Annotated in this window: 18 protein-coding genes, 2 tRNA genes and 2 pseudogenes; 11 read left to right on the plus strand and 11 right to left on the minus strand. The window is 70.6% G+C overall.

The genetic code is table 11. The annotated features are described in order from the left end of the window. Window positions 1-27: 27 nt before the first annotated feature. The 6 genes from AB0D34_RS32175 to AB0D34_RS32200 all read right to left on the minus strand — a co-directional run bounded on the left by AB0D34_RS32175 (window position 28) and on the right by AB0D34_RS32200 (window position 5,424). Window positions 28-1,284, minus strand: a complete 1,257-nt coding sequence (locus AB0D34_RS32175) for an HD domain-containing protein (RefSeq protein WP_362667912.1) — start codon at window positions 1,282-1,284, stop codon at window positions 28-30. Next, window positions 1,281-2,606: an HD-GYP domain-containing protein gene (locus AB0D34_RS32180; protein ID WP_362667915.1), complete on the minus strand. Its 1,326-nt coding sequence runs from the start codon at window positions 2,604-2,606 to the stop codon at window positions 1,281-1,283. The genes AB0D34_RS32175 and AB0D34_RS32180 overlap by 4 nt, the downstream gene beginning before the upstream one ends. A 125-nt stretch (window positions 2,607-2,731) precedes the next feature. Continuing rightward, on the minus strand, window positions 2,732-3,034 hold the full coding sequence (gene rsrA / locus AB0D34_RS32185) for a mycothiol system anti-sigma-R factor (protein ID WP_362667917.1): 303 nt from the start codon (window positions 3,032-3,034) through the stop codon (window positions 2,732-2,734). Next, the gene (gene sigR / locus AB0D34_RS32190; RefSeq protein WP_362667920.1) at window positions 3,031-3,714 is read right to left on the minus strand and encodes an RNA polymerase sigma factor SigR; all 684 of its coding nucleotides are present in this window, start codon (window positions 3,712-3,714) and stop codon (window positions 3,031-3,033) included. The genes rsrA and sigR overlap by 4 nt, the downstream gene beginning before the upstream one ends. A 257-nt stretch (window positions 3,715-3,971) precedes the next feature. Beyond that, entirely contained in the window at window positions 3,972-4,607 is a 636-nt protein-coding gene (locus tag AB0D34_RS32195; RefSeq protein WP_362667923.1) for an alpha/beta family hydrolase, read from the minus strand. A 1-nt stretch (window position 4,608) separates the two neighbouring features. Continuing rightward, entirely contained in the window at window positions 4,609-5,424 is an 816-nt protein-coding gene (locus AB0D34_RS32200; protein WP_362667926.1) for an SOS response-associated peptidase, read from the minus strand. A 50-nt stretch (window positions 5,425-5,474) separates the two neighbouring features. On the opposite strand from AB0D34_RS32200, the gene AB0D34_RS32205 reads away from it, so the two are divergent. The 4 genes from AB0D34_RS32205 (at window position 5,475) to AB0D34_RS32220 (ending at window position 9,034) form a co-directional block, all read left to right on the plus strand. Beyond that, window positions 5,475-6,188, plus strand: a complete 714-nt coding sequence (locus tag AB0D34_RS32205) for a M50 family metallopeptidase (protein WP_362667928.1) — start codon at window positions 5,475-5,477, stop codon at window positions 6,186-6,188. A gap of 97 nt (window positions 6,189-6,285) precedes the next feature. Beyond that, window positions 6,286-7,611, plus strand: a complete 1,326-nt coding sequence (gene aroA / locus AB0D34_RS32210) for a 3-phosphoshikimate 1-carboxyvinyltransferase (protein ID WP_362667931.1) — start codon at window positions 6,286-6,288, stop codon at window positions 7,609-7,611. Window positions 7,612-7,623: 12 nt separating this feature from the next. Continuing rightward, the gene (rsgA, locus tag AB0D34_RS32215) at window positions 7,624-8,634 is read left to right on the plus strand and encodes a ribosome small subunit-dependent GTPase A (RefSeq protein WP_362667933.1); all 1,011 of its coding nucleotides are present in this window, start codon (window positions 7,624-7,626) and stop codon (window positions 8,632-8,634) included. Between the two features lie 76 nt (window positions 8,635-8,710). After that, a complete protein-coding gene (locus AB0D34_RS32220; RefSeq protein ID WP_356461782.1) occupies window positions 8,711-9,034 on the plus strand; it encodes a multidrug efflux SMR transporter in 324 nt (107 codons plus the stop codon). Window positions 9,035-9,242: 208 nt separating this feature from the next. On the opposite strand, the gene AB0D34_RS32225 is transcribed toward AB0D34_RS32220, so the two are convergent. Beyond that, entirely contained in the window at window positions 9,243-9,851 is a 609-nt protein-coding gene (locus AB0D34_RS32225; RefSeq protein ID WP_362667935.1) for a TetR/AcrR family transcriptional regulator, read from the minus strand. A gap of 257 nt (window positions 9,852-10,108) precedes the next feature. Between AB0D34_RS32225 and hisN the strand changes: the two genes are divergently transcribed. From hisN to AB0D34_RS32255, 6 genes and pseudogenes are all read left to right on the plus strand, one after another. Then, on the plus strand, window positions 10,109-10,909 hold the full coding sequence (gene hisN / locus AB0D34_RS32230) for a histidinol-phosphatase (protein WP_362667937.1): 801 nt from the start codon (window positions 10,109-10,111) through the stop codon (window positions 10,907-10,909). Between the two features lie 166 nt (window positions 10,910-11,075). Next, window positions 11,076-11,474, plus strand: coding sequence for a CBS domain-containing protein (locus tag AB0D34_RS32235; protein WP_362667939.1), 399 nt, complete (start codon window positions 11,076-11,078; stop codon window positions 11,472-11,474). Window positions 11,475-11,554: 80 nt separating this feature from the next. Beyond that, a complete protein-coding gene (locus AB0D34_RS32240) occupies window positions 11,555-11,971 on the plus strand; it encodes a Fur family transcriptional regulator (protein ID WP_362667942.1) in 417 nt (138 codons plus the stop codon). Window positions 11,972-12,107: 136 nt separating this feature from the next. Continuing rightward, a pseudogene (locus AB0D34_RS32245) lies at window positions 12,108-12,864 on the plus strand (ABC transporter ATP-binding protein). Then, complete coding sequence (locus AB0D34_RS32250; RefSeq protein ID WP_362667945.1) at window positions 12,861-13,721, plus strand: ABC transporter permease; 861 nt, start codon at window positions 12,861-12,863, stop codon at window positions 13,719-13,721. The pseudogene AB0D34_RS32245 and the gene AB0D34_RS32250 overlap by 4 nt, the downstream one beginning before the upstream one ends. Next, window positions 13,718-14,864, plus strand: a pseudogene (locus AB0D34_RS32255) (ABC transporter substrate-binding protein). The gene AB0D34_RS32250 and the pseudogene AB0D34_RS32255 overlap by 4 nt, the downstream one beginning before the upstream one ends. Before the next feature lie 50 nt (window positions 14,865-14,914). Here AB0D34_RS32255 and AB0D34_RS32260 read toward each other — a convergent pair. The 4 genes from AB0D34_RS32260 to AB0D34_RS32275 form a co-directional block, all read right to left on the minus strand. Next, window positions 14,915-14,988, minus strand: a tRNA-Met gene (locus tag AB0D34_RS32260). A 144-nt stretch (window positions 14,989-15,132) separates the two neighbouring features. Further along, on the minus strand, window positions 15,133-16,968 hold the full coding sequence (locus tag AB0D34_RS32265) for a tetratricopeptide repeat protein (protein ID WP_362667947.1): 1,836 nt from the start codon (window positions 16,966-16,968) through the stop codon (window positions 15,133-15,135). Window positions 16,969-17,174: 206 nt separating this feature from the next. After that, window positions 17,175-17,248, minus strand: a tRNA-Met gene (locus tag AB0D34_RS32270). A gap of 55 nt (window positions 17,249-17,303) precedes the next feature. Next, window positions 17,304-20,270 carry a UPF0182 family protein gene (locus AB0D34_RS32275; RefSeq protein WP_362668226.1) on the minus strand — a complete coding sequence of 989 codons (2,967 nt, stop codon included), beginning with the start codon at window positions 20,268-20,270 and terminating at the stop codon, window positions 17,304-17,306. Between the two features lie 165 nt (window positions 20,271-20,435). On the opposite strand from AB0D34_RS32275, the gene AB0D34_RS32280 reads away from it, so the two are divergent. Beyond that, the gene (locus AB0D34_RS32280; RefSeq protein WP_362667950.1) at window positions 20,436-20,978 is read left to right on the plus strand and encodes a PPA1309 family protein; all 543 of its coding nucleotides are present in this window, start codon (window positions 20,436-20,438) and stop codon (window positions 20,976-20,978) included. Window position 20,979 lies beyond the last annotated feature (1 nt).

Raw genomic sequence — 20,979 nt, forward strand, 5'->3', positions numbered from 1 at the left:
GTTGGAAGGGCGCTCATTACCCATGGGTTACCCCGTCACGGGGGAGGTCAGACAGTCTCTTGACAGGACCCTGGCCAGCGCCTCCACGACCTCCGGAGCGTAGTCCCCCGCGGTGCCCAGGCGCAGCTCCTCCAGCGCGGTCAGTGGCCCGCCTGGCCCCGCGTCGCGCGCCTTCTCCTCGTACGCGTTCACCGCCCGGACGATCCGCGCGGCGAGCGGCTGCTCCCGGAAGGGGTCCGCCTGCCGTTCGACGACCACGGCGACGGCCGCGTCCACACCCGTCTGCCGTACGACGGCCCCGCCGAGCAGCGCGATGCGGCGCTGTTCGGCGACGGACAGCCCGGCGGTGGCACCGGCGGGCACCGGGTCGACGAGGCTCAGCTGGCCGATGTCGTGCATGAGGGCGGCGTACTCCAGGACGGTGAGTTCGGGCCGGGACAGCCCCAGGTCACGCCCGACCTCCCGGCTGAGCGCGGCGACCCTGCGCGCGTGTCCGGCGGGCGTGTACCCGGCTATCTCGGTGGCACGGGCGAGGGAGGCGATGGTCTGCCGGTTGGTGGCGCGGACGGCGGCGTACCGGCGGACGCAGAGCTGGGTGAGCAGCAGGGGCACCGAGAAGACGGGCAGCGCCCACAGTCCCGCGACGGCGACCGCGAGGGCCATCACGGCCCCGGTGGCCACGACGGCGGACCCGATCCCGAGCAGGGCACGCAGCTCGTCCCTGAGCAGCGGACCGAAGGGCCAGCGGGTGCGGGAGTGGGCCAGGGCGGCCGCGAGCACGGCGTCGCACAGCGCGGTGAGGGAGAGCAGCGCGAGCAGCAGCAGGGCGTACGCGGGCCCGCTCCAGTCGGCGAAGGTGCCCTGGTTGTAGAGGGGTTGGAAGCACACCGCGGCGAATCCGACGGTGAGGACGCGGCGGGCCAGCTGGTCGGCGGTGGGTCCCTGACCGCGTCCGACGTGCGGCACGCTGCCGACGAGGGAGGCGGCGAGGACGACGGTGACGACCTGGGCGGCGCCGTGGTGGGTGGGGGCGCCGGCGTTCTCCCCGAGCAGGGCGTACGACAGCGCCCCGGCGGCACCGAGCGGCGCGGCCTCCCTGACGTGGGGCCCGCTGCGCCGGTTCAGCTCACCCACGGTGATCAGCACCCCGAAGGCGAGGGCGGTGCCGCGCTCCTCGAGACCGGTCCACAGGACGTAGGAGAGGGAGCCGAGGGCGAGGAGGGCGGCGGAGCCGTGGACGAGGGCGAGGAGCGGCGGCCGACAGGGCACCCCGGGCGCGCTCACCGGCGTGCCCCCGGCCGCCCCGCGATGGTCGGCCGGGGACGCGGCACACCGGCCTCGTCCACCTCACCCGCCTCGTCCGCCGTGACCGCCGGGTGCCAGCCGTGCCGGGTCAGCGCGCGGACGAGGGCCGTCACCATCCGCGGGTCGAACTGGCTGCCCGCGCACCGCTCCAGCTCCTCCAGCGCGGCCCCCACCGGCCGGGCCCGCCGGTAGGACCGGGTGGACGTCATCGCGTCGAAGGCGTCGGCGACGGCCACCACCCGTGCCGACTCCGGGATCTGGCCTCCCCTCAGCCCATACGGGTACCCGCTTCCGTCCAGCCGTTCGTGGTGGTGCAGTACGGCGGCCCTGGCCTCCCCGAGGAAGGAGATGCCCCGCACCATCTCGTGCCCGTACTCGGGATGCAGCTCGATGACCCGGCGCTCCTCGGGCGTCAGCGGCCCGTCCTTCCTGAGCAGCCGTGTCGGCACCCCGAGCTTGCCCACGTCGTGCAGGATCCCGGCGAACCGCAGCACCTCGATCCGGGCGTCGTCCATGCCGAGCTCCCGCGCGATCATCATCGACGCCTGCCCGACCCGCTCGCTGTGCCCGCGCGTGTACTCGTCCTTGATGTCGACGGCCTGCACCAGCGCCCGGATGGTGGCCTGGTGCGCGGCCCGCTCCCGGTGGTACTGCGCGAACACCCACCACGACACGCACATCGGCAACAGCACGAGCAACGCGGCGACCGGACCGTAGGGACTGCGCCACAGCACGGCCATCATCAGCCCGGCGAGCCCGTGCACGACGACGGGGGCGAGGGAGCGGAGAAAGAGACCGCGCCAGGCCCGCCGTACGGGAATCCGGTCGGCGAGCGCCAGGATTCCTCCGTCCAGCAGGCTCAGCACCAGGCAGAAGACGAGCACCGCGATGCCGGCCGGGACCAGCGCGTAAGGGAAGTCGCATTCCACGACCGCGTCCCGGCCGCCCGTCGCCCAGTGCACCCGCGCGGCCGCCCACCCGCTCACCGCGAGCTGCGCGGCCCGCCAGATCCGGCGCAGGCCGCGCGGGCGGCGCTCCGCCGGGGACAGCAGCGCCCCCGGCAGCGCCACGAGGGCGGCGGCCGGAGGCGGCAGCAGGAAGGCGCCGGCGAGCAGCACGGGATAGAAGGTGCCCGCGAACCGCCAGCGGGCGGCCACCTGCTCGCATCCGGCATACAACGCGGCGAGCAGGGCAAGCGCCCACCAGGGAGTGCGGACGGTCGGCAGCGGCAGCAGACAGAGCAGTGCGGCTACGGCGACACAGGCGACGTACGCACGCGCGCGTGCCGGCACCGCCTCCATGTCGCCCCTCCAGCCCCAGTCCGCACAGCTGCGAGGAGCCTAGGACGGTGCGGGGAGGCGGCGCGGGGTGATCACCTGCCGATTAGCACGTTCGAGTGACGCGAGCGCGTTCCCTGAGCGGGAGTTCAGGATTCCTGAGGCGAAGCCGTCACGTCGTGGTCGGGCACGGCCTGTCCGGAGCGGATCAGGTCGAGCCGGCCCAGGACCTTGGAGCGCAGGTCGGTCGGCACGTCGTCATGACCGCAGCACCGCTTGACGAGCTTCTTCACGGCCGCTTCCAGGCCGTACTTCTCCAGGCACGGCGAGCACTCCGTGAAGTGCTGCTTGAACTTGGCGCGCTCGGCGTCCGGCACCTCACTGTCGAGGAACTCGTAGAGATGGTCCAGGACTTCAGAGCAGTCCGTCTCGTGCGGCTCTCCGCAGCTCATGAGCCCGAGCCTTTCGCTTCGTTCGACTCTCCGGCACCGGCCGGGACGAGCCCGCGCTCACGGGCGTAGTCCTCGAGCATGCCGCGCAGTTGACGGCGGCCGCGGTGCAGGCGGGACATCACCGTACCGATGGGTGTCCCCATGATGTCCGCGATCTCCTTGTACGCAAAGCCCTCGACATCGGCGAGATAGACGGCGATGCGGAATTCCTCGGGGATCGCCTGGAGTGCTTCCTTCACGTCCGAGTCGGGCAGGTGGTCGAGCGCCTGCGACTCGGCGGAGCGCAGACCGGTCGACATGTGCGACTCGGCGCGGGCGAGCTGCCAGTCCTCGATCTCCTCGGCCGCGGAGCGCTGGGGTTCACGCTGCTTCTTGCGGTACGAGTTGATGAACGTGTTGGTGAGGATCCGGTACAGCCACGCCTTGAGGTTGGTCCCCTCACGGAACTGGTGGAAGGACGCGTACGCCTTGGCATACGTCTCCTGCACCAGGTCCTCGGCGTCGGCCGGGTTGCGCGTCATGCGCAGGGCGGCCGAGTACATCTGGTCGAGGAATTCGAGCGCGTCCCGCTCGAAGCGCGCGCTGCGCTCCGCCGTGGTCTCCGTGCTCGTGCCCTGGCCCTCGGGCTGCTCCGCCTGACCGTTGTCGGTCCCTGCGTCGGTCCCAGTGACCGGACCCACCTCCTCAAGATTCCGGGCAGCACCGAAACCGGTGCCACCGGAATTGGAGGATAGACGACTACCCGCCCCGGCCGCCCCTCGAATAGGGGTGGTCTTGGTCGCGTGCAGCACCGTCCAGTCCAGGTCAGCTCGGCTGCTGCGGCTCGGGCAGAAGGTCGAACCCATGCGGCGGACTTCCTCTCTACGACGGTCGGTGCTGGTTTCTCAGCACTTCTGTCCGCCTCAACAGAGGTCCGCGGCTCAACATTCCCGGGCCTTCACCCCAGTGACCCGGCCCACTTCACGACCGCGTCCGTGATGACCGTCACGGCCTCCTCCTGAGTGATCCCGGCCCGCTTCGGCACCGCGAAGCCGTGATCGCCGTACGGCACCTCGACCAGTTCGAAGGACCCGGCGGGGAACTCCTCCGGCTTCCCGAACGGGTCGTTGCCGCCCTGTACGACCAGGGTGGGCACCCCGGATCCGAGCAGCTCGTCGGCGCGCGACTTCTCCGGCTTGCCGGGCGGGTGCAGCGGGAAGCCGAGGGCGAGCACGGCATGGGCACCCAGCTCCGTCGCCGTACGACAGGCGACGCGGGCCCCGGCGCTGCGGCCGCCGGAGACCACCGGCAGGCCGGGTCGCACGAGGGCGGGCCAGATGCCCCGCCACCCCGTGTCCAGCGTCTTGGGCGCGGGCGCGAGCTTCTTGCCGGCCACCCGCCAGGGCTGCTCCACCAGAGCGACGCTCACGCCATGGCCGGGGAGCACCCGAGCGAGCGCCTGGAGGTCCCGCGCCTCGATGCCACCGCCGGCGCCATGGCTCACGGCCAGCACGAGCCGCGCCTTCTGTCGTGCCGGATGCCAGGTGATGCGGGCGTCCCCCGCCTCGGTGCTGATGATCTCGCTGGTCGTCACGCTAGAAGAGTGTGCCCTCTTCGGGGCCCTCCAGCTCCTTCAGCAGCTCCGGGCCGTTGTTGCGGACGTTGCTGACGGCGGTGGAGACCGGGTAGGCGCGCATGAGTCCCTCCGGCGGGGGCGCGAGCAGCGAGCGCAGGTCCTCCACGTCCGTGCGGGACGGGTCGAGCCAGCTGTCCCAGCGGTCGGGGGTGAGCATGAGCGGCATCCGGGGGTGGATGTCGGCGAGCGCGCGAGGTCCGTCGGCCGGGGAGACGGCCAGCGGGCCGGTCTCCGCCTCGGTGGTGATCACGGAACAGGTCACCCACCAGGCCCCCGGGTGGTCGTCGGGCAGGGTCTTGTCCCGCCAGAACTCGTACAGCCCGGCCATCGCGAAGACCGACCCGTCGGCGGGCAGCACGAAGTACGGCTGCTTGCGTGGCCGCTTCTTCTTCCCCTCGACCTCCAGGTCGCGCTCCTGCGTGCCGGTGACCCACTCGTAGTAGCCGTCGGCCGGGATGATGCAGCGGCGGGTGGAGAAGGCCCTCTTGTACGACGGCTTCTCGTGCACGGTCTCCGCGCGGGCGTTGATCATCCGGGCCCCGCCCTCGGGCGTCTTGGACCAGCTCGGGACCAGTCCCCACTTCAGCTTCCGCAGCTGTCGAACCGGGTGCGGGTCCTCGACGTCCTTGAGAGGGCGGTCGAGGACGGCGTAGACCTCCTTGGTCGGGGCCACGTTGTAGTCGGGCTCCAGGGTCTCCTCGGGTTCCCACTTCTCGATCTCAAAGATTCCTGCGAGATCCTCGGGCCCACGACTCGCTGCATACCGTCCGCACATACGTGCCAGACTGCCAGACTCCGTACGAGGAGAGGGAGCCACCGGGAAACATGGACACCAGCACTGCGACCTCCCTGTGGGACGAGCTCATCGGCACCCAGCCCGACCCCGATCTGTGGGTGGTGCTGGCCACCATGGTGGCGGCCCTCGCCATCGTGGTCCCGCACCCGTTGTGGCGGCTCTCGCGCAACGCGATCACCATCGCCCACGAGGGCGGCCACGGACTGATCGCCCTGTGCACCGGCCGTCAGCTCACCGGCATACGGCTGCACTCCGACACCAGTGGCCTCACGGTCAGCCGGGGCAAGCCGCACGGCATCGGCATGATCCTCACCGCGGCGGCCGGCTACACCGCTCCCCCGCTGCTGGGCCTGGGCGGCGCGGCCCTCCTGGCTGCGGGCCGCATCACCCTGCTCCTGTGGCTGGCCACGGTCCTCCTGGTGGCCATGCTGGTGATGATCCGCAACGCGTACGGGGCCCTGACGGTCGTCCTCACCGGCGGCACCTTCGTGGTGGTCTCCTGGCTCGCCGGCCCCCAGGTCCAGGCGGCCTTCGCCTACGCGGTGGTGTGGTTCCTCCTGCTCGGCGGAGTGCGTCCCGCATTCGAGCTACAGGCGAAGCGGGCGCGGGGCGGCGCGGGAGACTCGGACGCGGACCAGCTGTCCCGCCTGACCCATGTCCCGGCGGGGTTGTGGCTGTTCCTGTTCCACGCGGTGTCGCTGTGTTCGCTCATAGGTGGAGGCCGGTGGCTGCTGGAGGTATGACGCGCCCCGAAGGGGCAGGCGTCAGGGGCGCAGGGAACTGCGCGACCAGCCCCAACGGCGCCGCACCCGATACGCAACCCCCTACTAAAGTGACCCTATGGCTTTGAACCCCGCAGAAACCGCCCTCTGGCCCGCCCCCCAAGCAAGCGGAGCCGTCGACGCAACGGTCCACGTCCCGGGGTCGAAGTCCGTCACCAACCGAGCCCTCGTACTGGCCGCCCTCGCAAGCGAACCAGGCTGGCTCCGCCGCCCCCTCCGCTCCCGCGACACCCTCCTCATGGCGGCGGCCCTCCGCGAGATGGGCGTAGGCATCGAGGAAGGGGTCGGCCCCGACGGCACCGGCGAGACCTGGCGCGTCCTGCCGGCAGGCCTCCGCGGCCCCGCCACCGTCGACGTCGGAAACGCCGGCACCGTCATGCGCTTCCTCCCCCCCGTCGCCGCCCTCGCCGACGGCGAGATCCGCTTCGACGGCGACCCGAGGTCGTACGAGCGCCCCCTGCACGGCGTGATCGACGCCCTGCGCGTCCTCGGTGCCCGGATCGACGACGACGGCCGCGGCGCGCTGCCGCTGACGGTGCACGGCGGGGGCGCGCTGGACGGCGGACCTGTCGAGATCGACGCGTCGAGCTCGTCCCAGTTCGTGAGCGCGCTGCTGCTGTCCGGACCCCGCTTCAACCAGGGCGTGGAGGTCCGCCACATCGGCTCCACCCTCCCCTCCCTCCCGCACATCCGCATGACCGTGGACATGCTGCGCGCGGTCGGCGCCCAGGTGGACACCCCGGAGTCGGGCGGCGAGCCGAACGTCTGGCGGGTCACGCCGGGCGCCCTGCTGGGCCGGGACCTCACCGTCGAGCCCGACCTCTCCAACGCCCAGCCGTTCCTCGCGGCGGCCCTGGTGACGGGCGGCAAGGTCGTGATCCCGGACTGGCCGGCCCGCACCACCCAGCCCGGCGACCGGCTGCGTGAGATCTTCACCGAGATGGGTGGTTCCTGCGAACTCACCGAGTACGGCCTGGTGTTCACCGGTTCGGGTGCGATCCACGGCATCGATGTCGACCTGGGCGAGGTCGGCGAGCTGACCCCTGGCATCGCGGCGGTCGCGGCCCTCGCGGACTCCCCCTCGACCCTGCGCGGGGTGGCTCATCTGCGGCTGCACGAGACGGACCGGCTGGCCGCGCTCACCAAGGAGATCAACGAACTCGGCGGTGACGTCACCGAGACCGCCGACGGTCTGCACATCCGCCCGCGCCCGCTGCACGGCGGGATCTTCCACACCTACGAGGACCACCGCATGGCCACGGCCGGCGCGATCCTCGGCCTCGCGGTGGAGGGCGTGCGGATCGAGAACGTCGCGACGACGGCCAAGACCCTGCCGGACTTCCCGGACATGTGGACCGGGATGCTCGGAAGCGACCGGGCGTAGGGGCACAAGGAGATGCGCCGCTACGGCAAGCACACCGACGAGGACGACATCCGCAGCCGCCCCAACCGCAAGGGCAACCGGCCGCGCACCCACATCCGCCCCAAGCACGAGGACGCGACCTGGGGCATGGTCCTCACCGTCGACCGGGGCCGGCTGACCTGTCTGGTCGACGACCGGGTCGTCATGGCGATGAAGGCCCGCGAACTGGGCCGCAAGGCCGCGGTGGTGGGCGACCGGGTGGCGATCGTCGGCGACCTCTCCGGCCAGAAGGACACCCTCGCGCGGATCGTCCGCATCGAGGAGCGGACGTCGGTCCTGCGCCGTACGGCCGACGACGACGACCCGTACGAGCGCGTGGTCGTCGCCAACGCCGACCAGCTCGCCATCGTCACGGCCCTCGCCGACCCGGAACCCCGCCCGCGTCTGATCGACCGCTGCCTGGTCGCGGCGTTCGACGGCGGCCTGACCCCTCTCCTGGTCCTGACGAAGTCGGATCTGGCCCCGGCGGACAAGCTCCTGGAGCTCTACGGCGACCTCGACATCCCCTACGTCGTCACGAGCCGCGAGGAGCTGGAGAACGGTGACGCGGCGGGCCGGGTGCGCGAGCAACTGGACGGCAAGGTCACGGCGTTCGTCGGTCACTCGGGCGTGGGAAAGACCACTCTCGTGAACGCATTGGTCCCTGAGGACCGCCGCCGGGTGACAGGCCATGTGAACGCGGTGACCGGCCGTGGCCGCCACACCACCACCTCGGCCCTGGCGCTGCCCCTGGCGGGCGACGACGGCTGGGTGATCGACACCCCGGGCCTACGGTCGTTCGGGCTGCACCACGTGGACCCGTCCCGGGTGATCCACGCGTTCCCCGACCTGGAACCGGGAACCGAGGGCTGTCCGCGCGCGTGCAGTCATGATGAGCCGGACTGCGCCCTGGACGAGTGGGTGGCACAGGGGCACGCAGACCCGGCCCGGCTGTACTCCCTGCGCCGGCTGCTCTCGACGCGGGAGCGCACGGAGGGGGACTGACCTCCGGGTTGTTTGGCTGTACGCGAGTTCGGTAAGTGCATAAGCGCACCGAGCCGGACATACGGGAGGACAGCACATGGCGTGGCTGCTGGTGGTGGTGGCCGGGTTGCTCGAGACCGGTTTCGCCGTGTGCCTGAAGCTCTCCCACGGTTTCACCCGGCTGTGGCCGACGATCGCGTTCTGCATCTTCGCGCTCGGCAGCTTCGGCCTGTTGACCCTGTCCCTGAAGAAGCTCGACGTGGGCCCCGCGTACGCGGTGTGGACCGGCATCGGAGCGGCGGGGACCGCGATCTACGGGATGGTCTTCCTCGACGACCTGGTCTCGACCCTGAAGATCGTCTCGATCAGCCTGGTGATCATCGGGGTGATCGGACTGCAGCTGTCGGGCTCGCAGCACTAGGGCCTGTCCGGCGGATCAGGCCGGCTCCAAGGAACGGCGCCTTGTCAGTGCAGGTGAGCGGGGTCTGGTGTGTGCAGCTGCAAGGCGGAGGAGGGAGTCGACGCGGAGCGTCGGCGAGTGACGACAACGCGGCAGGTGTGCGTGCCAGGCCCCGCGCCGCCGGCATGATCCGCCGGACAGGCCCTAGACCGCTTCAGACGGCTCGGGGTCACACCGGCTGTCGGTGCAGCGCGCTGCGCACCAGGTCCGCGACCCCGCCCTCACCCGGTGGCGCCGCCACGCAGGACAGGGCGAGCCGGACGGCCAGTTCGCAGGAGCGGGCGAGGTCGGCGGCGTCCGACTTGTGCACCCCGGGCCCGGCGATGACGGTCACGGCCCGGTCGCGCACCAGCGCCACGAAGTCACCGGGCGACGGCAGCGCTCCGTCGGCCCGGCGCTGTGCCGGTACGGCGGAGGAGGACGGCACCGCGGAGAGCGTCGGGGAGGGCAGCCGCTCGCTCCAGCAGCCGGTGAGCATGGCCCGTACGAGCGCGTTCTCCCGGGCGGACGCGGTGGTCCACTCGGCGGTCGCGGTCAGCCGCTCCCGGGCGTCGCCGTGCGCGGTGAGCGCCCGCTCCACGCCGACGAGATACCCGTCGGCCTCTCTCCTGACGAGAGCGCGAGCCAGCCCGTCCTTGCTCCCGAACTCGTTGTACAGCGTCTGCCGGGACACTCCGGCCGTCGCCGCGACATCCACCATCCTCACGGCGGACCACGGCCGACGCGCCAACGCCGCGTAAGCGGCATCCAGCAGGGATTCCCGCGCAGCAGGCATCATCGCCTCCCAGGGAGCGGCTAGCTCTGCGCCCAGATTTGACGCGCACGAGGGCACTGTCAAGGGTTCGCGAGAGCATGGGGGAGCGCGCGAATTCCGTAGGCGCCTCAGCTGCACACACCTTCTTGGGGGCGCGGGGAACTGCGCGACAAGCCACGACGCACCCGCAGCCGCCACCCCACCCGCCCCGGCACCCCCTGAGGCGTCCACACTCCGACCCCTATAGCACCGTACCGACGTCGGCAGATACCGTTCGCCACATGCCGGACTACCTCGACGACCTCCGCCTCGCCCACGTCCTCGCCGACGCGGCCGACGCGACCACCATGGACCGCTTCAAGGCACTGGACCTCAAGGTCGAGACGAAGCCCGACATGACCCCGGTGAGCGAGGCGGACAAGGCGGCGGAAGAACTCATCCGCGGCCACCTCCAACGCGCCCGCCCGCGGGACGCCATCCTCGGCGAGGAGTACGGGGTACAGGGCACCGGCCCCCGCCGCTGGGTCATCGACCCGATCGACGGCACGAAGAACTACGTGCGGGGCGTCCCCGTCTGGGCCACCCTGATCTCCCTGACGGAGGCGTCGGAGGGCGGCTACCAGCCCGTCGTCGGCCTGGTCTCCGCCCCCGCCCTCGGCCGCCGCTGGTGGGCCGCGAAGGGGCACGGCGCCTTCACCGGCCGCAGCCTCTCCTCCGCCTCCCGCCTGCGCGTCTCCCAGGTCGGCAAGCTCTCGGACGCCTCCTTCGCGTACTCCTCGCTGACCGGCTGGGAGGACCAGGGCCGCCTCGGCGGTTTCCTGGACCTGACCCGCGAGGTCTGGCGCACGCGCGCATACGGCGACTTCTGGCCGTACATGATGGTCGCCGAGGGCTCGATCGACATCTGCGCCGAGCCGGAACTCTCCCTCTGGGACATGGCCGCGAACGCGATCGTCGTCACGGAGGCGGGCGGCACCTTCACCGGCCTCGACGGCCGCCCCGGCCCGCACAGCGGCAACGCGGCCGCCTCCAACGGACTGCTCCACGACGAACTGCTGGGTTATCTCAACGAGCGCTACTAGAGCCGAGCAGGGCTCGGGGAGCACATCTGAGCGCGCACGCCCTCAATCGGCGACGCGCGCCCTCTTGTTGACCCTCGCTTTACCTGCGACTCTGAGAGGACCCTCATTTGTGAACTTGTGAACCGATGAACTAACTCATCGGCTCCCAGGAGGTGACTGCGAACCCATGCTCGTCCGCGACGCCATGAGCACGGTGGTCCTCACCATCGGCCCCACCCACACCCTCCGCCAGGCCGCCACCCTGATGTCCGCCCGCAGAGTGGGCGCGGCCGTGGTCCTCGATCCCGACGGCACCGGCATCGGCATTCTGACCGAGCGCGACATCCTCAACTCCGTGGGCCTGGGCCAGAGCCCGGACACCGAGTACGCCCACGCCCACACCACCACCGACGTCGTCTTCGCCGCCCCGACCTGGACCCTGGAGGAGGCCGGGCAGGCGATGGCCCACGGCGGCTTCCGGCACCTCATCGTCCTCGACGGCGGCGAACCCGCGGGCATCGTCTCGGTCCGCGACATCATCCGCTGCTGGGCACCGATGCGACAGCGCGTACCGGCCCGCTCCTAGACTGGACTCAATCCAAGTCAAGCAGGCATCCAAACTCACACCCATTCGGATTCTGGTCGCTTACTGTTAGGCTGGGACCCATGAGCGACCTTTTGGAACGACTGCGCGGCCGCGGATGGCGGATGACCGCGCAGCGGCGCGTCGTGGCCGAGGTCCTCGACGGCGAACACGTCCACCTGACGGCCGACGAGGTCCACGCACGCGCCGTGGCCAAGCTGCCCGAGATCTCCCGGGCGACCGTCTACAACACGCTGGGTGAGCTGGTCTCCCTCGGCGAGGTGCTCGAAGTCGCCACGGACAAGCGCGCCAAGAGGTACGACCCCAACGCCCACCAGCCGCACCACCACCTGGTCTGCGCCCAGTGCGGCGCCATCCGGGACGTCCACCCCACGGGCAACCCGCTCGCCGACCTCCCCGACTCGGAGCGCTTCGGCTTCGCCGTCTCGGACGTCGAGGTGACGTACCGGGGCGTGTGCCCGAACTGCGCGGCGGCATAACGGCCTTCACGAAAGCCCCGGCCCCCTTCACGGGTGCCGGGGCTTTGTACTGCCCGCGGGGTTCCTGAATCTGACGGTCCGTCATATCGTCGTGCGGCCACCTCTCCGTACCGAACTCCTGACTCAGGGAGCAACCGTGGGAGATCCGCACCCCAAACTCCACGCCACCGGCCTGACCCGCACCTTCGGCCGCCCGCCCCGCTCGGTCGAGGCCCTCGGCCCCCTCGACCTGACCGTCGCCCCCGGTGAGTTCGTCTGCCTGGTCGGCCCCTCGGGCTGCGGCAAGTCGACGCTCCTGCGCATCGCCGCGGGCCTGCTCCGACCGAGCACGGGCACCCTGGAGATCCGCACTTCCTCACCCCGCCCGGCCGCCATGATCTTCCAGGACTACGGCATCTACGACTGGAAGTCCGTCCGCGCGAACGTCCGCTTCGGGCTGGACATCCAGCGCGTCCCGCGCCGCGAGGCGAACAGACGGGCCGCCGAGTGGCTGGCCCGCATGGGCCTCACGGAGTTCGCCGACGCCTACCCGGCCACCCTCTCCGGCGGCATGCGTCAGCGCGTGGCGATCGCCCGCGCCCTCGCCGTGGAGCCCGAACTCCTCCTGATGGACGAGCCCTTCGCCGCCCTGGACGCCCAACTCCGCATGATCCTCCAGGACGATCACGCAGACCCTGCGCACCACCACCCTGTTCATCACCCACAGCCTGGAGGAGGCGATCGTCCTCGGCGACCGCGTCCTGGTGATGTCCGCCCGCCCGGGCCGCCTGATCGCCGAGCACCGCCCGCCGTTCCCCCGCCCCCGCACCGGCGACATCCGCGCGGCCCGCGAATTCACTTCCCTGAAGAGCGAGTTGTGGGACCTGCTGCGCAAGGAGGCGGTGCCGGCATGACGACCGTGGCTCCCGGCAGGGAATCAGTCCTCGTCCGCCGCCCGGGCCCGCAGGAGTTGCACCCCGTACGCAGCCACCGCCGCAGACGCGCCCTGGAGTTGACCCTGGCGGTGACCGTCCCCCTGCTCCTGGTCCTCCTGTGGCAACTGGCCGCCGCCCAGGCCTGGATCGACGACCGCGTCTACCCGGCCCCCTCCACGATCCTGGAGGACGGCTGGAACCGGGCCGCGGCAGGCGATCTGTGGCCGGACGTGTGGGCGACCCTGAAACGCGTCCTGGCGGGCTACGCGATCGGCACCGCCGCCGGCTACGCGCTGGGCCTCCTGATGGGCTCACTGTCCCTGGTGAGAGCGGCCCTGGAACCCCTCCTGGACGCCCTGTACGTCGTCCCGAAACTGGCCCTGCTCCCCGTCTTCCTGAACATGTTCGGCCTGGGCGAGGGCCCCCAGGTCGCTCTGGTCGCGGCGACGGTCTTCTTCTTCGTCTGGATCCAGACGATGTCGGCGGTCGTGTCGATCCCCTCCGGCCACCGCGACGCGGGCCAGGTCTTCGGCGCCTCACCGTGGCAGATGTTCCGCCACGTCCTGCTCCCCGCCTCCCTCCCCGCGGTCCTGGTCGGCGCGCGCATCGCCGCGGGCGTGGCGGTTCTGGTCATCGTCGCCTCGGAACAGATCGCCGCGACGAACGGCCTGGGCCACCTGATCTTCGACTCACGCGCCCTGTTCCAGAACGACGTGATGTTCGTCGGCATCGTCTGCGTGGCCGTCCTCGGAGTCGTCTTCTCCGAACTGGTCCGCATCCTGGGCCGCCTGCTCACCCCCTGGGCACCAAGGGACCGCGGAAGAGGCCAATCATGAAAACACGGCTGTACGGCGCAGTGGTGGCCGCAGGAGTCCTGCTGACGTCGGCCTCCTGCGCGGCGCCCCAGGACTCGGGAAGCCCGGAGTCGAAGGCGAGCGGGGGTGGGACACGGACCGTCCGTCCGGTGGCGGGCTGCGGCGCGGACTCCTGGACCGACCCGTCGGACCTCTCCCTCACCCGCACCCCGGCCCGCTGCGCCACGGGCGCCCCCGCCCCCCCGGGCCCTGACGAAGCCGCGCAGGCTGACGATCGCGACGGGCACCCTGAGCGCGGAGTACGTGGCACCCCTCCAAGTGGCACTGGACAAGGGCGAGTTCAAGAAGGAGGGCCTGGATGTCACCCTGAAGGTGCTGCCGACCCCGGACTCACTGCCGTTGCTCGCCAAGGGCGACATCGACGCGCTCTGGGCGGCCCCCGAGGCGGCGGTGATGAACGGCATCCGGGGCGGCTTCGACATCCGCTGGGTCGCGGCGAACTTCTCCCCCGACCCGAGGTCGAAGAGCGGCCTGTGGGTGAGGCTGAAGGACGGGGAGACCGCGAACGACGTGACCATGGCCGGCCGCAGGATGGGCACGATGATCGGCAAGGGTTCGGTGATCGCGTACCCCATGGAGAAGACCCTCGAGAAGCACGGCGGCGGCCTCGACCGGATCCAGTACCAGCAACTCGGCTCGGCGGACGTCCTCACGGCCCTCCAGAACGGCGGCGTCGACTCGGCCTGGCTCCTCGACCCGGTGTGGCGCAGAGTCGACGACAACCCCGGCTACGCCTTTCTCGGCGGCCAGCCCCTCGGCGAGCCCCTGGGCGGCATGCTCTACGGCCCCGGCCTGCTGAACGACGACGTGGACGCGGGAGTCGCCCTGCTCCGGGCGTACATCCGCACGGTGAACACCTACTTCGCGGCTGACTACAAGTCGGATGCGACCTTCGTCACCTACCTCGCGAAACTCCTGAAGACCGACGAGGAGATCCTGAAATCCACCCCGCCCCTCCGCATGGACTGGGAGATCCGCGCCGGCACGACGGACCGGCTGCAGGCGGCGTACAAGACCCAGGGAGTGTCGGAGTCCGCCCCGCTCCCGGAATCCCGGACGGTGAACCGCGCCCTGTACGAGGAGGCGGTGGGCCACACCCCCTGAAAACACCGAGGGCCGGAATCCTTGATCGGATTCCGGCCCTCGGCCTTCAGTAGCGGGGACAGGATTTGAACCTGCGACCTCTGGGTTATGAGCCCAGCGAGCTACCGAGCTGCTCCACCCCGCGGCGATGAATGCAACGTTACGTGAAGGGGGAGACCAGAAGCAAATCGCTTAGCTGCACCTACCCAGGGGCGCGGGGAACTGCGCGACCAGCCCCCCACCGGCCCGGAGCCGCCGCACGACCTGTCACGGCACCCCCCGCGGAGCGCTACGCGGACAGTTCCTCCCGCAGAGCGTCCCGCAGCCGAGCCGCCCGCTCGGAAACCTCCGCCGGCCCAGCAGTCACCGCCAGGTCAGCCCACCGCTGCCCCTCCGCCAGCTCCCCCCGACGCGCGTAGACCAGGGCAAGCCGCAACGCCGCCCGCCCATGCCCCGCATCCGCCGCCCGGGTCCACCACACGGCGGCCTCCGGCTCACTCCCCTCCCGAGCGAGCAGCAGCCCCAGGTTGAAGGCTCCGTTCCGAGACCCCGCCTCGGCGGCCTCCCGGTACCACCGAGCCGCCTCCACGACATCACCCCGCGAAGCGGCCAGCATCCCCACCCGCACCTGCGCACGCCGATGCCCCTGAGAAGCCGCCCGCTCGTACCACTCCTCGCACTCGCTCTTCTCCAGATGCACAGGCTCCCCGAGCGAGTGCGCGGGCGTCGGCGGCCGCCGGGCGTCGAGCACGGTCGCCAGCCGGTACGCGGCCTCCGCGCTGCCACCCCCCGCCGCACACCGCAGATGCCGCTCGGCGGTGCTCTCGTCCCCGTCCCGCAGCCGCGCGATGCCGACCTGCAGCGCCGCCTCGGTGTGCCCGGCGGCGGCCGCCCGCTCGTACCAGCGCAGCGCGACGGACTCCTCGCCCCGCCCCGCGAACAGGATCCCGAGGTTGAACGCGGCGTCCACGCTCCCGGCCTCCGCGGCCTTGGAGAACCACGGCTCGGCACCGGCCGTGTCGCCGCCCTGCAGCAGCAGGATGGCCAGCGCGTTGGCCGCCTCCCGGTGCCCCGCGTACGCGGCCCGCCGGTACCACTGCTCGGCCTGCGCGGTCCGACCCTGCTCGGCGCAGAGCAGCCCGAGGTTGTACGCGCCGTTGTCGTCGCCGGCGTCCATCGCCGCCCTGTACCAGCGCTCGGCGGTCTGCGGCTCCCCGCGCTCGGCATGCAGCGCGCCCAGCGCGTTGGCCGCGTTGCCGTCCCCGTCCTGGGCGGCGCGCAGCCACCACACGGCCGCGCTCTCGGTGTCGCCGGCGTCCCGCAGCAGGAAGCCGAGGGCGCAGGCGGCCCGCGCCTCGCCGTCCTTGGCGGAGGTCAGATACCAGCGCCCGGCCTCCTTGAGGGCACCGCGCCGCTCCAGGATCGCCCCCAGATGCAGGGCAGCCCGCCGGTGCCCGCGCGCGGCGGCCTGCCGGTACCACTGCTCGGCCTCGGCCCCGGCGCCGTGGTCGTCGCCGACGTCCCCCTCGGGCGCCAACCGGCGGTCGAGCGCGCGGGCCAGCCGGTAGGCGGCCTCCCGGTGTCCCCGCTCGGCGGCGGTCCGCATCCACCGCTCGGCACCCGCGTCCCCGCGGTGCTCCAGCAGGTCGGCGAGTGCGTAGGCGCCCAGCGCGTGTCCCTGCTCGGCGGACTGGCGCAGCCAGTACTCGGCGGCGGGTTCGTCGCCCCGCTCGCGGTGGTGGCGGCCCAGCGCGTGCGCGGCCGCGGCGGACCCGGCGACGGCGGCGATCCGCCACCAGCCGGCCGCGTCGTCGGCGTATCCGCGCTGGTGCAGCAGGACGCCCAGGTTGTTGGCGGCGGCCCGGTCGCCCGCGGCGGTGGCGGCACGCAGATGGGGTTCGGCTCCGTCGAGATCGCCGCGGCGCAGCAGCAGGGCGCCGAGGACGCTCATCGCCTCGACGTCACCGGTCTCCGCGGCCAGACGCCGGCGCGCCTCCTCGGCAGCCTCACCGGTTTCGTCCCGGTCCATGGGCTGCGACAAGTCGCCCGTCGACTCCGAAAAATCGGCAGGCTGCACAAAACGCCCTGTCTCCAACAGAGTTGCCTTGTCCCCCATAACGTCCATCGTCGCACCACCTGCAACCTGGGTACACCTGGTATACCGCAGCCATTGAGGTCACTTCAGCGTTTTGTCGACATGCCCACAGAGAGACAAGTCAAACACAGGTCCCCCAACTCCCCGAGGCGGCGCGACCTTCCGGTGGGCCGGTACATGCGTTCGCACATCACGAAGGCCCGGATCCTCTTGAGGATCCGGGCCTTCGTTTCCAGTAGCGGGGACAGGATTTGAACCTGCGACCTCTGGGTTATGAGCCCAGCGAGCTACCGAGCTGCTCCACCCCGCGCCGTTGTGTCGCAACCGTATCACGGCGTGGGGGTGGGCATTTGACCAGCGGCTGATCAGCCGCTGGGACTGCCACTCGGACTGCTTCTCGGACTCGGGCTGCCACTGGCGCTCGGACTGCTGCCGGGCTTCGCGCTGCTGCCCTTCTTGTCCGCCGCGGCCTGCGCGTCCTCGGCCCGCTTGAGCGCGTCCTGCAGATCATCCTGGGCCCGGCCGTACGCCTCCCAGTCGCCCTTCTTCAGGGCTTCCTGGCCGGCGTCGAAGGCCTTCTGGGCGTCCTGCAGTGCCTGTTGGACCGTCGGATCACTGGATGTCGGCGGCGGTGTGGTGGTGTCCCCGCCGTCATCCTCCGGTGGCGGGGTGGTCGAGGCGTCCGCTCCGAAGACCTTGTTGAGGGCCTCGTCGAGGGTGTCCTCGAAGGCGGTGTTGCCTCCGTAGGTCACCAACACCTTCCGCAGCAGTGGGTACTTGAGTCCACCACCGCGTACGTAGACCGGCTCCACGTAGAGCAGTCCGCCGTCGAGCGGCACCGTCAGGAGATTGCCGTACTCCACGTTGGAATCGCCTCTGTTGAGGAGGCTGATGGTCTCGGCGATGTCCTGTTCGGAGTTGAACTGGCTCTGCACCTGTTTGGGCCCGTTGACCGTCGTGTTGGTCGGCAGTTTCAGGATTCTGATCTTGCCGTAGTCAGGGGTGCCCGCCTCGGCGTCGACCGACATGAACGCACTGAGGTTGTCCCGGCCGTTGGGTGTGAACGTCGTCGTGAGCGAGAAGGCCTGCGACGACTGGTCGGGCATCTTCATGCTCAGGTAGTACGGCGGCACCGCGTCGCCCGACTTGTTGGTCGGGTCGTCCGGCACCTGCCACACCTCGCTGCCGCTGAGGAAGGTGTCCGCGTCCTCGACGTGGTAGCGGGCCAGCAGTTCACGCTGGACCTTGAACAGGTCCTGCGGGTACCGCAGATGGTCCATGAGGTCGGTGGAGATGTCCTTCTTCGGCTCCACCGTGCCCGGGAACGCCTTCATCCAGGTCTTGAGGACCGGGTCCTTGGTGTCCCACTGGTAGAGCTTGACCTCGCCGGTGTACGCGTCGACGGTCGCCTTCACCGAGTTGCGGATGTAGTTGACCTGGTTCTGCTGGGCCACCACCGCGCGCTGGTTGTTCGTCGCGGTCAGCGAGTCGGCCGTGGTGTCACCGAGGGTCGTACGCGAGGAGTACGGATAGCCGTTCGTCGTCGTGTACGCGTCGACGATCCACTGGATCTTTCCCTTCACCACCGCCGGATAGGCGTCGCCGTCGATGGTCAGCCAGGGGGCGACCGCCTCCACGCGCTGCTTGGGCGTGCGGTTGTACAGGATCCGCGAGCCCTCGCCGATCGCTCCGGAGTAGAGGATCTGCGGCTCGCTGAACGCCACCGCGTACGCGGCCCGGTTGACCGGGTTGGAGAGGTTGACCCCGCTCTTGGCCTTGTAGCTGTAGGTCTTCTCGCCGTCGTCGTCGGAGTAGTCGATCTCCTTCTGGGGACCGCCGACGATCGAGTACTCGGTCGTCTTCTCGCCGTAGTAGACACGCTGCTGGTACGTCCCGAGGTCGCCCTGGGACGGCAGGTTGGACTCGGTGAAGACCGGGCGGCCCTCACTGTCGGCCTCGGTGCCCTTGGCGGCGACCACGCCGTAGCCGTGCGTGTAGCGGAAGTGGTCGTTGATCCAGTTGTTCTTCGGGATACCGGCCAGGTTCAGCTCACGCAGACCGATGACCGTGTCTTGATCCCCAGCGTTCTTGCCGCCCTTGCTGTACCGGTCGACGTCCAGGTTGGTCGGGAACGCGTAGTAGTTCCGCATCTGCTGGAGCTGCTGGAACGTCGGCGAGACCACGTTGGGGTCCACGACCCGGATGCTCGCCGTGGCGTCGACGTCGTCGCGCAGCTTGGTCTTGTCCGTGGTGGTGGGCTTGCCGTCGTACTCGGTCACCGAGGCGTCGTCGATGCCGTACGCCTCACGCGTCGCCCTGAGGTTCTTGTCGACGTACGGCGCTTCCTTGGCCTGCTCGTTCGGCTGGACCTGGAACTTCTGGACGATGGCCGGGTAGAGGCCGCCGATCAGGATCGCCGAGAGGACCATCAGGCCGAAGCCGATCACGGGCAGCTGCCAGGTGCGCCGCCACAGAGTGGCGAAGAACAGCAGTGCGCAGATGACGGCGATGCAGAACAGGATCGTCTTGGCCGGCAGGTAGGCGTTCGCGTCGACGTACCTGAGGCCGGTCCAGCTGTCGGTCGCCTTGAAGTCGCTGGACTTGACCGCGAGGCCGTACCGGTCGAGCCAGTAGGCGACTGCCTTCAGGGCGACGAAGACGCCGAGCAGCACCGAGAGGTGTCCGGTCGCGGCGGCCGTGGCCCGCGCTCCCGGGGAGGTGATCCTGAGACCGCCGTACAGGTAGTGGGTCAGCGCGGCGGCGATCACGGAGAGGATCGCGGCGGCGAAGCCGAAGCCGAGCAGGAACCGGTACCAGGGCAGGTCGAAGGTGTAGAAGGAGATGTCGAGGTGGAACTGCGGGTCCTTCTGGCCGAAGGAGACGCCGTTGACCCACATCAGCCAGGTCCGCCACTGGCTGGAGGCGGACGCACCGGCGATCAGGCCCACCAGGGAGACGATCCCCAGCAGCAGCCACTTCTTGTAGGGCGCGATGCCCATCCGGTAGCGGTCGAGGTTCTGCTGCTCCATCGACATGGCGCTCAGCGGCGGGCGCAGCCGGTGGGCCAGCCAGATGTTGAATCCGACCGCGAGGGCCATGAGCAGACCGAAGACGAAGAACAGCCCGATCTTGGTCCACAGGGTGGTGGTGAACACGGAGGAGTAGTTCACCGAGCGGTACCAGAGCCAGTCCGTCCAGAAGCCCGCGAACATGGTGAACGCCATGCCGAGGACGGCAAGGACGCCCAGCGTCATGAGCAGGGTCCTGGCACGCCGGGACGGGCGGCCCACTCTCATCCGCGGCCCCGTGGGGCCTCCGCCGCGGTCCGGCATCTGGAAAGCCAAGGTGCGCACCTCGAAGTTCGCTGTCGATCCGTCAGGCCCTCGTGTTCGCGGGCCCCTGGGTGGCCCCCCGTGATCGCGGGCCCACACCTATGCAACTTACTCACCGTTTACTCGGTTCCCGATTCCGGTGACTAACGAGGCAGGATTGTGACCATGTCCAACACTCCCATGGCGGCGAGCCCGCTCACCCGGGCCGTACTCGAGATCGACGAGTACGCCTCCGGCCTCGGCTGGGACCAGCCCGCTCGCCTCTTCGCCCTCGTAGACACCGCACGGCTGCGCGTCCAGGAACCCGCTCTCGCGAGCCAGCTCGGTCTGGAGGACGCGCAGGAGTCCTCGGGCCTGACCCCCATCGAGCAGGACGAGATTCCCGCGGGCAAGGCGCTCGACGAGTTCCTCGGCACCATCGCCTGGCCCGACGCGGTCGTCGGCTGCGCGCTCACCGTGGAGCGCCTGATGCTGCCGCCGTCCGCCGAGGCGTCCGTCCCGCAGGGGCTGAGCGAGGCCAAGCTGGCGAAGTGGGTCGCCGAGCACCCGGACCGCCAGGAGGTCCGCATGACGGTGGCGGTGCTGCGCGACGGCGCCCGTGACTCGGCCCTGCGGCTGCGTGAGAAGGACTCCCCCACGGAGGTCCTCACGGGCGGCGACCTGGTGCCGGGCCTGGCGGAGGCGCTGGCGGCGACGTTCGAGGAGTAGC

This window comes from Streptomyces sp. NPDC048420 (assembly GCF_040651535.1).
GTDB lineage: Bacteria > Actinomycetota > Actinomycetes > Streptomycetales > Streptomycetaceae > Streptomyces.

What these genes read in the sequence shown, in the direction of transcription:
- AB0D34_RS32180 (WP_362667915.1), bottom strand. Translation starts at nt 2,606, where the DNA reads ATGGAGGCGGTGCCGGCACGCGCGCGTGCGTACGTCGCCTGTGTCGCC.
- rsrA (WP_362667917.1), bottom strand. Translation starts at nt 3,034, where the DNA reads ATGAGCTGCGGAGAGCCGCACGAGACGGACTGCTCTGAAGTCCTGGAC.
- AB0D34_RS32200 (WP_362667926.1), bottom strand. Translation starts at nt 5,424, where the DNA reads ATGTGCGGACGGTATGCAGCGAGTCGTGGGCCCGAGGATCTCGCAGGA.
- AB0D34_RS32205 (WP_362667928.1), top strand. Translation starts at nt 5,475, where the DNA reads ATGGACACCAGCACTGCGACCTCCCTGTGGGACGAGCTCATCGGCACC.
- aroA (WP_362667931.1), top strand. Translation starts at nt 6,286, where the DNA reads ATGGCTTTGAACCCCGCAGAAACCGCCCTCTGGCCCGCCCCCCAAGCA.
- rsgA (WP_362667933.1), top strand. Translation starts at nt 7,624, where the DNA reads ATGCGCCGCTACGGCAAGCACACCGACGAGGACGACATCCGCAGCCGC.
- AB0D34_RS32220 (WP_356461782.1), top strand. Translation starts at nt 8,711, where the DNA reads ATGGCGTGGCTGCTGGTGGTGGTGGCCGGGTTGCTCGAGACCGGTTTC.
- AB0D34_RS32225 (WP_362667935.1), bottom strand. Translation starts at nt 9,851, where the DNA reads ATGATGCCTGCTGCGCGGGAATCCCTGCTGGATGCCGCTTACGCGGCG.
- hisN (WP_362667937.1), top strand. Translation starts at nt 10,109, where the DNA reads ATGCCGGACTACCTCGACGACCTCCGCCTCGCCCACGTCCTCGCCGAC.
- AB0D34_RS32235 (WP_362667939.1), top strand. Translation starts at nt 11,076, where the DNA reads ATGCTCGTCCGCGACGCCATGAGCACGGTGGTCCTCACCATCGGCCCC.
- AB0D34_RS32240 (WP_362667942.1), top strand. Translation starts at nt 11,555, where the DNA reads ATGAGCGACCTTTTGGAACGACTGCGCGGCCGCGGATGGCGGATGACC.
- AB0D34_RS32250 (WP_362667945.1), top strand. Translation starts at nt 12,861, where the DNA reads ATGACGACCGTGGCTCCCGGCAGGGAATCAGTCCTCGTCCGCCGCCCG.
- AB0D34_RS32265 (WP_362667947.1), bottom strand. Translation starts at nt 16,968, where the DNA reads ATGGACGTTATGGGGGACAAGGCAACTCTGTTGGAGACAGGGCGTTTT.
- AB0D34_RS32275 (WP_362668226.1), bottom strand. Translation starts at nt 20,270, where the DNA reads ATGCCGGACCGCGGCGGAGGCCCCACGGGGCCGCGGATGAGAGTGGGC.
- AB0D34_RS32280 (WP_362667950.1), top strand. Translation starts at nt 20,436, where the DNA reads ATGTCCAACACTCCCATGGCGGCGAGCCCGCTCACCCGGGCCGTACTC.